Below are 13,592 nucleotides of genomic sequence, written 5' to 3'. Positions count from 1 at the left end.
GAACCGCGAACGTGATGCCTTGAGCACTGCATGTACACGACGAGCGAAAGAACTGCGATCATAGGAGCCGGGGGCATAGCCCTCGGCTTCATCCTGCTGTTCGCCGGCCTTTCAACTGCAATGCTGCTCTTGAACGCCGAAGGTGGCACCGGCGGTGCACTGTTCGATGCCTACCTTATCCGCGTCGCGCGGTTCACGCTCGTCCAGGCCAGCCTGTCGACCCTGCTCTCGGTCGTCATCGCCATCCCGGTTGCCTGCGCTTTGGCGCGCCAGCGGGGTTTTCCGGGTCGCACATGGATTGTTCGGCTTTCCGCCCTCCCCCTCGGTCTCCCGGCACTGGTGGCGGCACTCGCCATCGTCGAGGTATGGGGCCGTCGCGGCGTCGTCAACGAGGTGCTTGTGCTACTCGGGCTCGACAATCCCATCAGCGTCTACGGCCTGGCAGGCATCCTCATCGCCCATGTCTTTTTCAACCTCCCGCTCGCCGCGCGCCTGATGCTGGCCGGATTGGAGCGCATTCCAGCAGAATATTGGCTGACCTCGGCCAATCTCGGCATGCGGCCGGCTGCCGTCTTCCGCCTGATCGAATGGCCGGTCATCCGTGGGCTCCTGCCCGGAATTGCCGGCCTCATCTTCATGCTTTGCGCAACGAGCTTCACGATCGTGCTTACGCTCGGTGGAGGTCCGGCCGCGACGACGATCGAAGTCGCGATCTATCAGGCACTGCGGTTCGACTTTGATCCGCAGCGCGCAGTGATCCTGTCGGCGATGCAGATCGTGGTCACCGGAACGCTGCTGGCATTGATGCGGATGCTTGGAACGCCGGCGGAAGAGGCGCCGACGAGCGGCCGCATCGTGCGACGCTTCGACGGGAAACGAAGGAGGATCACCGACAGCCTCGCAATCTCGGCTTTCGTGCTCTTTACCGCCACGCCGTTTGTCGCCATCGTCACGTCAGGACTTTCCGCCGACCTGACCCGCCTTGCGGCAGATCCGTTGCTGCATCAGGCCTTTTTGACCAGCCTTGCAATTTCAGCTACTTCGGCCGCACTCTGCCTCGCCATCGCACTTCCCGTCGTTGCCGTTCCGCAGCTTACGGCGTCCGGGGGTAAGCCCGCACGATATCTGGCGGGCGGGCTTCAGGCCACAAGCTCGCTCATCCTGCTCGTGCCGCCCGTCGTCGTGGCGACCGGCTGGTTTCTGATGCTGCGCCAGTTTGGCGCGACGGGACCCTTCGCACCTTACGTCGTGGTTGTCGTCAATGCCCTTATGGCCCTGCCATTTGTGGTACGTGTGCTAGGCCCGGCCTACCGAACGCATCTTGCCCGCACGGGCCGGCTCTCTGTCAGCCTCGGTGTCACCGGGTGGCATCGAGTGAGGTGGATTGATCTGCCGGCATTGAAGCGGCCGCTGATGACAGCCTTCGCCTTTGCCATGGCCTTGTCGCTTGGCGATCTCAGCGCAATCGCCATCTTCGGTGCGGATGGGTTTGTTACCTTACCCTGGCTGCTGTTCAGCCGGATGGGAAGCTATCGCACGGCGGATGCGGCAGGAATCGCACTACTGCTGGGTGCTATCTGCCTGCTGCTGACGCTGCCGTCCACCGCAGGGGAAAAAAACACAGGGCAAGAGAATGGTTGATCCCGCCCGCCCAAACCCGGATGTCCCTGCGATCGATCTTGTGGCCGCCACCGTTCAGTTCGAGCAAAAGCGTCTCGTCTTCAATTGCGCCATTACCAAAGGTGCAAGCGTTGCCGTCACCGGTCCGTCCGGAGCCGGCAAGTCGACGTTGTTCAACGTCATTGCCGGGTTCCAGCCTGTTCGCTCAGGCAGCGTGGCGATATTCGGCAAGGACATGAATGGGCGTGAACCGGCAGCACGCCCGGTGTCCATCGTGTTCCAGGAGAACAACCTTTTCGCGCACCTCACCGTCAGCCAGAACGTTGGCCTCGGCGTCGATCCGTCGCTTCGCCTCGATGCGGCCGGGCGCGAGCAGGTCGAATTGGCCCTCGCCCGCGTCGGTCTCGCCGGCTATGGACATCGCATGCCAGCCCTGCTTTCGGGCGGAGAGCGGCAGCGGGTGGCACTTGCCCGTGCGCTCGTGCGCCGCCGCCCCATCCTGCTCCTCGACGAGCCCTTCGCTGCACTCGATCCGGCCATGCGCGCCGACATGGCAGCACTTCTGTCTGAGCTTCGCACTGAAACGGGGAGTACGCTGCTGTTCATCACGCATCAGGTCGAAGACCTGCGGCGTCTCGCCGATGAGGCAATGTTCATCGACAACGGAGCGATCGCCCTAATGGCACCGATCGAGGCTTTTCTTGCGCACCGGGAGCTGCCCGCACTGGCCGACTTCCTTGGCATTGATGAATAACGCTTTTCCGACGAGGGATTGCCATACTTTGGACGCTACGCTGTGTCACCGGAGCCACATTGAAAACCGATTCTGGAATCGGGAGTTGTCGGCAAGGGGCAGTGCGTCTATCTCTCGGCGAAAGGTCCTTTCAGGACCAGCGGGTATCGGCACGATACATCGGAAAGCCGTGACAACAATCCGAACACGCGAGGGTACTTCGTCTTCGAATCGGATACGGTCCGAACGTCGACAGGTCTGAGTGTTCTCCGGATCGGGAAGCGGGTTGCGAAGGGGCATGGAACGAATGCTGGGCGTGGGTCGGCATCAGGGTTTTGGCAGAGGACGCGGGGCGGCAGTTGCGCGCGCGATGCTTGCCCTTGCGCTGGCCGGTGCCGTTGCGTCATGCCAGGCTTTCGATCAGACCTACGAGCCGACCGTCGCACCGTCGTCCAGTCCACAGATCGTCGACGAGGTTCAGAAGAACGACCCCCGCGCTGCAATGGGCGCGCGTGAGCATCCGCGCATCGTTGCAAGCTACGGCGGTGAATACAAGGACGCCAAGACAGAGCGTCTGGTTGCCCGCATTGCCGGAGCGCTGACTGCGGTCTCGGAGAACCCGACCCAATCCTATCGGATTACCATCCTCAACTCGCCAGCAATTAATGCTTTCGCATTGCCGGGCGGCTATCTTTATGTGACGCGCGGCCTTCTGGCGCTTGCCAACGACGCCTCGGAAGTCGCAGCCGTTCTTTCGCATGAAATGGCGCATGTGACGGCAAACCACGGCATCGAGCGACAGAAGAAAGAAGAGGCGGAGGTTATCGCCAGCCGCGTCGTCGCCGAAGTGCTGTCGAGCAATCTCGCGGGCAAACAGGCGCTCGCCCGCGGCAAGCTGCGGCTTGCGGCTTTCTCACGCAACCAGGAGCTACAGGCGGACGTGATCGGCGTGCGGATGCTCGGAGAGGCGGGTTATGACCCCAACGCCGCCGCGCGCTTCCTCGATTCGATGGCTGTATACGGCCAGTTCACCGCGGTCGACCCGGAGGCAGATCAGAGCCTGGACTTCCTTTCCAGCCACCCGAATGCGCCGCAGCGCGTCGAGCTTGCCCGCCGTCACGCACGTGCCTTCGGGGCGCCGGGAACGGTCGGCGATCGCGGGCGTGACTATTACCTCGCCGGCATTGACGGCCTGCTCTACGGCGACAGCCCTCAGGAGGGCTATGTCCGCGGGCAGACCTTCCTGCACGGTACCCTCGGCATCCGTTTCGACGTGCCTGCGGGTTTCCAGATCGACAACAAGGCCGATGCCGTTCTGGCAACGGGATCGGGTGACATCGCAATCCGCTTCGACGGCGTCGCCGACAGCCAGCGCCAAAGCCTCGTAAACTACATTTCCAGCGGTTGGGTGACTGGGTTGAAGCCTGAAACGATCCGCCCGACGACAATCAACGGACTGGAGGCCGCGACGGCACGGGCAGCGGCAGACCGCTGGGAATTCGACGTCACCGTCGTGCGCATCGGCAATCAGATCTACCGCTTCCTGACGGCCGCGCCACAAGGCTCGCCCGCCCTCGAGCCGACTGCCAATGTTCTGAAGACTTCGTTCCGGCGCTTGACCCCGCTGGAAATCAGTTCCTTGAAGCCACTCCGGGTCCGCGTCGTCACCGCCCGCCCCGGCGACACGGTCGCCTCGCTTGCCGGCCGGATGATGGGAACGGACCGAAAGCTCGACCTCTTCCGCCTGATCAACGCACTATCATCGACAAGCACGATCAAGCCGGGCGATAAGTTGAAGATCATCGCCGAGTAGCAGCTGTCCGATTTTGTGCCGCTTTGCGTTCGCGGCAAGCCACCTTTCGGCCCACGCGCGAAAATGCTAGGTAAATCCTACCGTTGCATTTGTTGGTGCGCGGAATAATACTTTTGTAGTTTCGCAAACGCGTGGGGTACGATGTCCAAGTTTCCCGCATTTCTGTTGTGCAGCTTGTTCTCTCTCCTGCTGGTCCTAAGCACTCCGCACGCCATTGCGCAGACTGCACCAGCGAGTAACACGCCCACGCAAGCGGCGCCGGCGGCGCCCCCCACGGAAAAGCTCGCCGAGCTCCTGAAGTTGCTGGATGATCCGGATATCAGAAACTGGATCCAGAACCGCCCTCCCGCAAGCGCGACAAGCGAAGTCGCCTCAGAAGCGACGCTGGAGGTCGAGGATATCGAGGCCCAGGCGCGCAGCCGATTTCGGGCGCTGCGCGCAGCAATTCCGAACGTTCCCTCCGAAATCGCCGCGACCGCCGCCAAGGTACGGCAGCAGGCAGGTGAAGACGGCTTTGCCCCGGGAATCGTGCTCCTGCTCGGCATCATCGCTGCTGGCGCTGTCGTCGAGTGGCTCTTCCGCACGCGGGTACGCAAGGCGCAGTTCGAAAGCGCCATATTGACGCGCGCCTACGCCGAGTTTGGCCCCCTACTGGTGTTTGCCTTTGTTGCCGCGCTGATCTTCCTCGTGGTGGAATGGCCGCCGCATCTTCGCGTCGTGATCTTGTATGCCTTGCTCGCCATGATCGGCTATCGCTTTGCACTTGGATTGTGCAGGCTGTCTCTGGACGTCGGCGGAACTTCACACTTTTACTACACCCGTCTTCGGATCTTCGGCGCGGTGCTGGCCTTTGGAATCGCCTTCTGGGCGATTTGCCGCCCCCTCGGCGTCAACCCCGATGTGCGCGCCGTCATCACCTATGCATTCTCCATTGTCCTTTTGCTGTTGAGCATGGAAACAGTCTGGCGCCGGCCACTCGACCGCCAAGGCAACCCGCCCACCCGCGCAGGAAATGTCCTTTCTACGCTTTATCTGGTTGGCCTCTGGCTGCTTTGGTGCGTAAATCTCCCTGGCCTGTTCTGGCTCGGCATCTACGCGATCGCCCTTCCGAAGATACTTGCAGCAACCGATCGGTTGACGAGAGCCTTCGCGCTGACGCGCTGGAACGAAGAAAAGGCCAGCACGCTACGCACCGTCCTGCTCGTCAGGGGTGTTCGCGCCGTCGTGATCCTCATCGCCGTTGGATGGCTAGCCCTTGTCTGGCGTTACAATCCGAACGAGATCGCAAAAGAAAGCCCGCTGCTGCAATCGATCGTCTCCGGCCTGTTCAAAAGCGTCATCATACTTCTGCTTGCGGACCTCGCCTGGCAAATCGCCAAGACCACCATCGACCGCAAGCTGACACCCGACGAAGGCGAGGCAACCATGACGCCGGACGAGCAGGCGCGGCGTGCACGCATGCGGACGCTTCTGCCGATCTTCCGCAATGGCCTTGCCGTTGTCGTCCTCTGCGTCGCTGTCATGACGATCCTTGCCGAAATGGGCGTGCAGATCGGCCCGTTGATCGCCGGCGCCGGTATCTTCGGTGTTGCGATCGGCTTCGGTTCCCAGACGCTGGTGAAGGATATCGTCAGCGGCATCTTCTACCTGATGGACGATGCGTTCCGGGTCGGCGAGTGGATCGAAAGCGGCAGCTACAATGGGGTCGTCGAATCCTTCAGCCTGCGCTCGATCCGTCTACGGCATCATCGCGGCGCAGTGTTTACCGTCCCCTTCGGCTCGCTGGGTGCGATCCGCAACGGCAGCAGGGACTGGACAGTCGACAAATTCCGCATCCGGGTGCCTTTCAAGACGGATATCAACAAAGTCGGCAAGATCGCCAAGGATATCGGCAAACAACTGCTGGAGGATCCAGAACTCGGGCCGCACTTCATCAAGCCGCTGAAGATGAAGGGCGTGGAGCAGATCGGCGAGTTCGGCATCGAAATCAGCTTCGGCTTCACGGCGCGCCCGACCGGCGAGCAGACTGCGATCAGGCGCCGCGCCTATACGATGATCACCCAGGCTTTCGCCGAAAATGACATCTCCTTCGCCCAGCCGACGTTCCAGGTGGGCGGTGACGAGAAGGAGGCGGCGGCCGCAGCGGCGATGCACAAGCATCAGGCCGACTTGGCCGCGCAACAGGCAGCAGCCGAAGACGGGGCGAAAACCTGAACCGTGTATGCCGCCCCTCAAAATGCGGGGCAGTCTGGAAGCAACTCCATAAGAACACATTCTTAAAGCATGTCGCATGGTTTCGGATCAAGGCGACATGCCTCCTGCTGTCGCCGAAAGGAGCAGCGTGCATCAGTTCCAGGTCTCTGACGCAGCCGTCATCATTCAAACGGCACTCACGCCCGTCTTCCTGCTGACGGCCACCGCAGCCTGTTTGAACGTTTTCTCCACCCGGCTGGCACGGGTGTCCGACCGCGTCAATTCGTTCTTCGAATCCGCAATCTCAGACGAAGACCCCGACGAGGAGCACCTCCTGCATCTGCTGTTCCTGCGCAAGCGAACACTCGCGCTCGAAGCCGCGGTCCTGTTGGGAACAGCCTCAGGTGTAAGCACCTGCCTGGCCACCCTCGGCTTCATGGTCGGCGCGATGCGGCAGGTCTATCGCGAGCAGATACTGCTCTGGTTCTTCGGCCTTGCGGTCGCAACGCTGGTCGGCGCCCTACTCGCCTTCCTCTACGAGATGTCGCTGGCCGGCCGCAGCATGTTGCAGCAGATCGCGTCGGACAGTCACGCACTTGAACGGCGACGTGCGTCGAAGGACAGGCAGTAGCCCAATCAGCATCAACTGTCAGGCTGCTGCAACTGCCGTCACTGCTGGTGATTCCATATGGCGGCCCCGTCAGGCATAGCTTTCTGAAAATGCAGGTGTTGCCTCGCAAAGTGCGGCCCGGAGCTTTTCCATGGCCCGGTTCTCAAGCTGGCGTACCCGCTCCTTCGATATCCCGAGGTCCGCACCAAGTTCTTCCAGTGTGGAACTACTGTCGGTCAGGCGTCTTGCGCGAATGATCTTCATTTCCCGCTCGTTGAGCCGCATCATTGCGCGATGCAGCCATTCACGCCGTCGCTCACCGTCAATCAATTCCGTGACCTGCTCATCCGGCAGCGGCGCTTCGCTTGCGAGAAGGTCCATATGGCTCGCCCCTGTCTCGTCCCCGCTGGCGACAGGCGCCTGCAGGGACACGTCTGAAGCAGCGAGCCGCGCATCCATGTTGCGCACATCGGCGGTGCTGACCTTCAGTGCGGTCGCGATCTCGCGATAAACCGTTTCGGAAGTGAGGTGTGTATCGCCGCGCGCGATCCGCGCGCGAAGGCGACGCAGATTGAAGAACAGAGCTTTTTGCGCGGAACTGGTCCCGCCGCGAACGATCGACCAGTTGCGCAACACGTAGTCCTGGATCGACGCGCGGATCCACCAGGTGGCATAGGTCGAGAAACGAACCTCGCGTTCCGGCTCGAAGCGGGCAGCTGCTTCCAGCAGACCGATGTAGCCTTCCTGCAGCAGGTCGTTGAATGGCAAACCGAAATTACGGAACCGCGAGGCGAGCGCGATCACCAGCCGCATATGGGCCAATGCTATTCTATTACGAGCCTCCTGGTCGTGATGATTGCGCCAAGCGAGTGCAAGCGCCTGCTCTTCATCCCGCTCGAGATAGGGAGCGGACATGGCAATTTTGATCATGCGACGGTCTGCTGCTGCGCTGGTAGCCATTGGCAACTCCCTGAGCCGGGATTGAAAGGATCCATGACCTACTTCGCCATGGTATTCACCTTGCAATGCATGCGTCTGCGAGACCTTCGCGTCAGCCAGCAATGGTGCGGCTGCGAAGACCGGGGCCTTTGGGTTGGACATCCGCCTAGTCGGTCGCCAACGCGGTCATGCTATACTGCTCATCCCCCTTGGGCGAGTGGCTAATTCTTGTAATTCTTCACGGCAGCCGAATCGGCCGGAAGACGTTGTTTTCGCTGCTATTTTTCAGGGAAGACGACGGCCTATTCAATCGGGACCCCGTCTCACGTTTCCAGCGATCTTCTCGATTCATGGATTCGAGCATGGCGCCAGAGGGCAAATTCCTGACATCAACTCCCGGTGCCATGGACATGTTCAAAAGAAAAGCCCGGCTGGGAACCAGCCGGGCTGAAAACAGTCGAAGAGCGAGATGTCTCAGGCAGCTTCGTCCTGAGCGTCGTCTTCCTCGATGACCTTGCCGCGCTTCGGGCCCTTGTTGAGATTGGTCTCAACGAGGCGAACGGCTTCGGTCTCCGACATCTTGTTGACGGCGGCAATTTCACGCGCCATCCGGTCGAGAGCGGCTTCATAGAGCTGGCGCTCGGAATAGGACTGTTCCGGCTGGTTCTCGGCGCGATAGAGGTCACGAACCACCTCTGCAATCGAGATCAGATCACCGGAGTTGATCTTCGCATCATATTCCTGCGCCCGACGCGACCACATGGTGCGCTTGACGCGAGCCTTGCCCTGGACAACCTTCAGCGCGCGCTCGACGAAATCCGTCTCGGACAGCTTGCGCATGCCGATGGATACGGCCTTGGCGACCGGAACCTTGAGACGCATTTTGTCCTTTTCGAAGTCGATGACAAAAAGCTCAAGCTTCATGCCGGCGACTTCCTGCTCTTCGATCGCGACGATCTGACCAACGCCGTGCGCCGGATAAACGATCGATTCACCGGTCTTGAAGCCTTGGCGCGTGGAAGATTTCTTCTGCTGGGTCGTCATTCTGTTCAAATACTCCCTGTAACGCTCCCGGCGCGAGCCGGGGCCGGGTCAAGATGGCCCGGGAAAGACGGAGACACCGTCGGTGACACCATTCCTGGTCCAGTCCAACAAGGCACAAACGGATGCGGCAGCGCGTTCACAAGACAGCAACGCTGACGTTGCTTATGGGAGATGAGCGGCGCCGTGGGGATCGTTTGCTTTCGTGGTGGTGCTTGGGCACACCAAGTGCCTCGCTTGGATCAGTATTCTGACCCTATCACAAAAAAGTGCCGAAATCAATAATTTGCTTCGCATGGGTCATCAAGCCTGCCCTATCCGCTTGCGGACGAGCATGCTTGGTTTTCCCCAGTTCCGGACAGCGCCCGCCATACGGCGTCGGCAGGTTCAGTCGCCTTGTCCTGGCTCGGTGGAAAAGTACTTGTCGTACTTTCCTTCCTCGCCGTCATAGGCCTTCGCATCCGGCATCGGATCCTTCTTGACCGTGATATTCGGCCAAACTTGTGCAAATTCGGCGTTGATCTTCAGCCACTTGTCGAGACCCGGCTCGGTGTCGGGCTTGATCGCCTCTGCTGGGCATTCTGGCTCGCAGACACCGCAGTCGATGCATTCGTCCGGATGGATAACCAGAAAGTTCTCACCCTCATAGAAACAGTCAACGGGGCAGACTTCCACGCAGTCCGTATATTTGCAGCGAATGCAATTGTCGGTCACGACATACGTCATGATGAACTCCAGCGAATTTCCTTAGTCCGGAGCCGGGTGTCCGACCCCCGCCGGATCGACCGGCGTCGCGGAAGATAGGGACACGTCACGATGCCCGAAGCACCTCCGCTTACGGTTCGGAGGTAAAGGCTTTGATCCCGGTTTGCAAGGACAAACCATACGCAAAATCAGTCGCAACCGGGACAGATTTTCTAAGCTCAACGGTGAAATAGGCGGGTTCCGGGACTAATCTTCTGATCGGTCGTGATGGCCGTGCAACGCATCCGTTTCCCGACGCTCGCGCTTAGTGGGACGGCCCGCGCCGCGTTCGCGCGTCGCCTGCTCAAACAGGTTGCGTTCTTCCTTAGGGGGTGGCGGCGGCGTCAGGTCCTCGTAAAGCATACGCGCCTCCTCGAAGGGGCCGCGGCGCGTGCCCGGCAGGAGCACCTTCACCACCAGATTGTGGCGATCCAGCGAAAGAACGACCGTGTCTCCCGGCTTCAAACCGAAAGACGGCTGGCGTACAGGCTGGCCGTTCACCGAAACGTCGCCTTGTTCGACCGATTTCGCCGCAAGGGAGCGGGACTTGCGAAGACGGGCGAAGAACAGCCATTTATCGATGCGCTGTCGCGCCTGAGCCGATGGCTGTTCCCGCTTGTCCGTCATGTCCCTACTTCTTCATCTGCTCCTTGAGCGCAGCGAGTTTGGCGAAGGGTGAATCCGGATCGATCGGCTTCTCCTTGCGCGGCGGACGCGCCTCGAACTTGGCCTGCTTGCCGGAGCGATCGTCACGCTGCGGACGATCGTTGCGGTCTCCGCGCTCTGGACGACCACCCTGCGGCTTTCCGTCGCGGCCCTTGGCAAATTCGGGACGACCGCCCTGCGGCCGGCCTTCACGCCGATCGCCATCACGCCGTCCGCCCGCCTTCGGGCCGCGATCGCCGCGGCGATCTCCTTGCCGTTCGCCATTCCCCCGCTGGCCTTGGCGCTGGTTGTCATTGCGACCACCCGGCCGCCAAAGCAGCACCGGTCGCGCCTCCATCTGAGCTGCGTCTTCTGCAGCCGTGGCAGCAACATCCTCCCTCACGACTTCTGTGGCCTGCTCGACTTCAGCCGCCTCGGGAGCCTGTGCTTCGCCCTCTTGCGCAGCCGCAGGCTCGGCATCCGCTTCAACATCGGCGTCATCCTGTACAGTCACCTGTACGTCGTCTGCTGCAACGGCAGTGGCTTCCACCCCGCCGGCAACAGCGGTCTTCGCATCCTCGGCTGCGAGGAACGCTGCAGCCTCTTCTGCCTTCACGCTGTCGGCGCGATAGCCGAGACCTTTCAGGATCTCTTCCATATCGTCGGGCGTCGCGCCGAGGATCGAGAGCATGGAGGTCGTCGCGGTGAAGCGGCGGCCGTCATAGGCGCCCTCCGGGCGCGGCGTGGTGCCCGGCTTCCACTGCAGGAGCGGGCGGATGAGATCGGCCAGGCGTTCAAGGATATCGATGCGCACGGCGCGCTTGCCGAGGAAGCGGAAGCCGGCAAGCTTGTAGAACGTGCGCTCGAAGCTCGGATCGGTGACGACCGAGGTGCGGCCGGCGGCGAGCGCCGGGATGAGTTCGCCATAGCCCGGCTTGTCGAGGCCGTCATTCTTCAACGCCCACAGCAGGGTGATGAGTTCGGCCGGTGCCGGCTTCAGGAGGGCCGGCATGAAGATATGGTAGGCGCCAAAGCGGATGCCGTGCTTGCGGATCGACGCGCGGGCCTCCTGATCGAGCGACTTCACGTCGTCGGCAACGTCTCGACGGAAGAGCACGCCGAGGTTTTCGACGAGCTGGAAGGCGAGGCCCTTGGCCAACCCCTGCAGGTCTTCCGCGCGCGACAGGTCGTCGAGCGGCTTCAGCACGGTGGCAATATGGTGATTGACGAAGCGTTCGATGCGGGCCGCAACATGGTCGCGTGCATTGCCCGTCAATTGCTCGTCGGCAAGCAGGATGACACGCGGACGCATGACGTGATCGCTCGCGGCAAGGCGGGCAACCGGTTCGCCGAGCCAGCGCACGGTACCGTCGGACCCGACGGCAAGGTCACCATTGCCGGCAGCATGGAGCCGGGCGGCGCGCGCCTCGAACTCAAGCGCAAGCGCCTTCTGGGCGGCACCCTGCACGGCCTTCGCATCCGGACCCTCCGCGCCCGAAGCGAGCGTGAACCGGAATCCGGCCAACTGCCCCACATGATGTCCCTCGACGAAGACATCGCCATTTACACTGATTTCGGCTTCCAGCATCGCATTCTCTCTCAGGCGCTTCATGAGCACAGATGTCCTGCGATCAACAAAGCGTTTCGTCAACCTTTCATGTAACGCGTCGGACAGTCGGTCCTCAATTTCCCGCGTCTTTTCCTGCCAGTGTGTCGGATCGGCCAGCCAGTTCGGCCGATTCGACACATAGGTCCACGTCCTTATCTGCGCGATTCGTGCCGAAAGCGTGTCGATCTCACCATCGGTTCGATCGGCGCGGCGCACCTGTTCGGCCAGAAAGTCCTCATTCACCGTACCGCGCCTGATCAGATCGGCATAGAGGGTAGAGATAAGATCGGCGTGTTGCGCCGGCGTTATGCGCCGATAATCCGGCAACGCGCAGGCTTCCCAGAGCGTTTCTACCCGCTCCGGCGTGGTCGCCATGTCCTTGATCTCGGGATAGCGCGACAGATGTTCCAGCGCCTGCTGGTCGACGGCCGGAAGGGCACGGGCCAGGCCGGAGATTGCAGGTGGCGCTTCGAGACTTGCCTTCAGGCTCGCAAGCGAGGAAAAATCCTGCCTCTTCGAGCGCCATTGCAGGACCTTTACCGGCTCGAACGCATGCGCTTCGATCCGCTCGGCCAGTTCCGGATCGAAGGGATCGACCCGCCCGGTCACACCGAAAGTTCCGTCCCGGACATGGCGACCCGCTCGTCCCGCGACTTGACCGATCTCGCCCGGATTGAGATTGCGATACTGATAGCCGTCGAATTTCCGATCCTGCGCGAACGCGACGTGATCGACATCGAGGTTGAGACCCATGCCGATTGCGTCGGTGGCGACGAGATATTCGACATCCCCTTCCTGGTAGAGGCCCACCTGGGCGTTGCGCGTCCGCGGCGACAGCGCTCCCAGCACGACCGCTGCTCCACCGCGCTGGCGTCGGATCAACTCGGCGATCGCATAGACCTCATCGGCAGAGAACGCCACGATCGCCGTGCGCTGCGGCAGGCGCGTGATCTTCTTGGAGCCGGCATAGAAGAGCTGCGACAAGCGCGGACGCTCGACCACGGTGATGCCCGGCAGCAGATGCTCGAGGATGGGCTTCATGGTGGCCGCGCCCAGCAGCAGCGTCTCGTGGCGGCCGCGCAGGTGCAGGATGCGGTCGGTGAAAATATGCCCGCGCTCCAGGTCACCGGCAAGCTGGACCTCATCGATCGCCACGAAGGAGGCCCGTGTCTCGCGCGGCATCGCCTCCACGGTGCAGACGGAATAGCGCGCCATGTGCGGGGTGATTTTTTCCTCGCCAGTGACGAGGGCCACGTTGTGTGGACCGACCTTCTCGACAAGGCGTGTATAGACCTCGCGTGCCAGCAGCCTGAGCGGCAAACCGATCACGCCCGTTTCGTGCGCCACCATGCGTTCGATTGCGTAATGGGTCTTGCCGGTATTGGTCGGCCCGAGCACCGCGGTGACACCGCGGCCGCTCAATATCATCGCTGCAGCAGACAAGGCATGCCTCGGAAAGTATCAATCGTCTGGCGACGGTTGTGCCCCGCGCGCCGGCAACACAAATGCCCATCACGATGCGCAATAGCAAGAGCACCGGGCAATCTGCCGGCATTTCTCCTGAAATTTCAGTCTTCGCAGGCGTAAAAAGCCCGTCGGCCAACACTTTCCGGATCGAATCGGAACACGGTGAGAACGAATCGGA

The 13,592-nt window shown here is 61.5% G+C and carries 10 protein-coding genes; 5 read left to right on the top strand and 5 right to left on the bottom strand.

Features of this window, described 5'->3' with window-relative positions:
• The first annotated feature begins 30 nt into the window (after positions 1 to 30).
• The 5 genes from thiP (at position 31) to IB238_RS19465 (ending at position 6,990) form a co-directional block, all read left to right on the top strand.
• Entirely contained in the window at positions 31 to 1,641 is a 1,611-nt protein-coding gene (thiP, locus tag IB238_RS19485; protein ID WP_192250809.1) for a thiamine/thiamine pyrophosphate ABC transporter permease, read from the top strand.
• Entirely contained in the window at positions 1,634 to 2,374 is a 741-nt protein-coding gene (gene thiQ, locus IB238_RS19480) for a thiamine ABC transporter ATP-binding protein (protein WP_192250806.1), read from the top strand. Before thiP ends, thiQ begins: the two co-directional genes overlap by 8 nt.
• A gap of 349 nt (positions 2,375 to 2,723) precedes the next feature.
• On the top strand, positions 2,724 to 4,166 hold the full coding sequence (locus tag IB238_RS19475) for a M48 family metalloprotease (RefSeq protein ID WP_246723746.1): 1,443 nt from the start codon (positions 2,724 to 2,726) through the stop codon (positions 4,164 to 4,166).
• A 141-nt stretch (positions 4,167 to 4,307) separates the two neighbouring features.
• On the top strand, positions 4,308 to 6,380 hold the full coding sequence (locus IB238_RS19470) for a mechanosensitive ion channel family protein (protein WP_192250801.1): 2,073 nt from the start codon (positions 4,308 to 4,310) through the stop codon (positions 6,378 to 6,380).
• Positions 6,381 to 6,477: 97 nt separating this feature from the next.
• Entirely contained in the window at positions 6,478 to 6,990 is a 513-nt protein-coding gene (locus tag IB238_RS19465; RefSeq protein ID WP_192250798.1) for a DUF2721 domain-containing protein, read from the top strand.
• 69 nt (positions 6,991 to 7,059) lie between these two features.
• Here the strand turns inward: IB238_RS19465 and IB238_RS19460 are convergent, their stop codons facing one another.
• The 5 genes from IB238_RS19460 to IB238_RS19440 all read right to left on the bottom strand — a co-directional run bounded on the left by IB238_RS19460 (position 7,060) and on the right by IB238_RS19440 (position 13,375).
• Positions 7,060 to 7,929 (bottom strand): RNA polymerase factor sigma-32, encoded by an 870-nt coding sequence (locus IB238_RS19460; RefSeq protein WP_192250795.1) that lies wholly within the window; start codon positions 7,927 to 7,929, stop codon positions 7,060 to 7,062.
• Positions 7,930 to 8,382: 453 nt separating this feature from the next.
• Positions 8,383 to 8,952, bottom strand: a complete 570-nt coding sequence (locus IB238_RS19455) for a CarD family transcriptional regulator (protein WP_192250792.1) — start codon at positions 8,950 to 8,952, stop codon at positions 8,383 to 8,385.
• A 384-nt stretch (positions 8,953 to 9,336) separates the two neighbouring features.
• Positions 9,337 to 9,675 carry a ferredoxin FdxA gene (gene fdxA, locus IB238_RS19450; RefSeq protein ID WP_192250789.1) on the bottom strand — a complete coding sequence of 113 codons (339 nt, stop codon included), beginning with the start codon at positions 9,673 to 9,675 and terminating at the stop codon, positions 9,337 to 9,339.
• A 225-nt stretch (positions 9,676 to 9,900) separates the two neighbouring features.
• The gene (locus IB238_RS19445) at positions 9,901 to 10,320 is read right to left on the bottom strand and encodes an RNA-binding S4 domain-containing protein (RefSeq protein WP_192250786.1); all 420 of its coding nucleotides are present in this window, start codon (positions 10,318 to 10,320) and stop codon (positions 9,901 to 9,903) included.
• A 4-nt stretch (positions 10,321 to 10,324) separates the two neighbouring features.
• Complete coding sequence (locus IB238_RS19440; RefSeq protein ID WP_192251335.1) at positions 10,325 to 13,375, bottom strand: helicase-related protein; 3,051 nt, start codon at positions 13,373 to 13,375, stop codon at positions 10,325 to 10,327.
• Positions 13,376 to 13,592 lie beyond the last annotated feature (217 nt).

Source organism: Rhizobium sp. ARZ01, assembly GCF_014851675.1.
Lineage (GTDB): Bacteria > Pseudomonadota > Alphaproteobacteria > Rhizobiales > Rhizobiaceae > Mycoplana.
Note: the sequence above shows the minus strand (reverse complement) of the source record. Positions and strands in the feature narration are given on the sequence as shown.

Coding starts and splice junctions, on each gene's coding strand:
- IB238_RS19455 (WP_192250792.1), bottom strand. CDS start 8,952: ATGACGACCCAGCAGAAGAAATCTTCCACGCGCCAAGGCTTCAAGACC.
- IB238_RS19445 (WP_192250786.1), bottom strand. CDS start 10,320: ATGACGGACAAGCGGGAACAGCCATCGGCTCAGGCGCGACAGCGCATC.
- IB238_RS19440 (WP_192251335.1), bottom strand. CDS start 13,375: ATGATATTGAGCGGCCGCGGTGTCACCGCGGTGCTCGGGCCGACCAAT.
- fdxA (WP_192250789.1), bottom strand. CDS start 9,675: ATGACGTATGTCGTGACCGACAATTGCATTCGCTGCAAATATACGGAC.
- IB238_RS19465 (WP_192250798.1), top strand. CDS start 6,478: ATGCCTCCTGCTGTCGCCGAAAGGAGCAGCGTGCATCAGTTCCAGGTC.
- thiP (WP_192250809.1), top strand. CDS start 31: ATGTACACGACGAGCGAAAGAACTGCGATCATAGGAGCCGGGGGCATA.
- thiQ (WP_192250806.1), top strand. CDS start 1,634: ATGGTTGATCCCGCCCGCCCAAACCCGGATGTCCCTGCGATCGATCTT.
- IB238_RS19460 (WP_192250795.1), bottom strand. CDS start 7,929: ATGGCTACCAGCGCAGCAGCAGACCGTCGCATGATCAAAATTGCCATG.
- IB238_RS19470 (WP_192250801.1), top strand. CDS start 4,308: ATGTCCAAGTTTCCCGCATTTCTGTTGTGCAGCTTGTTCTCTCTCCTG.
- IB238_RS19475 (WP_246723746.1), top strand. CDS start 2,724: ATGCTTGCCCTTGCGCTGGCCGGTGCCGTTGCGTCATGCCAGGCTTTC.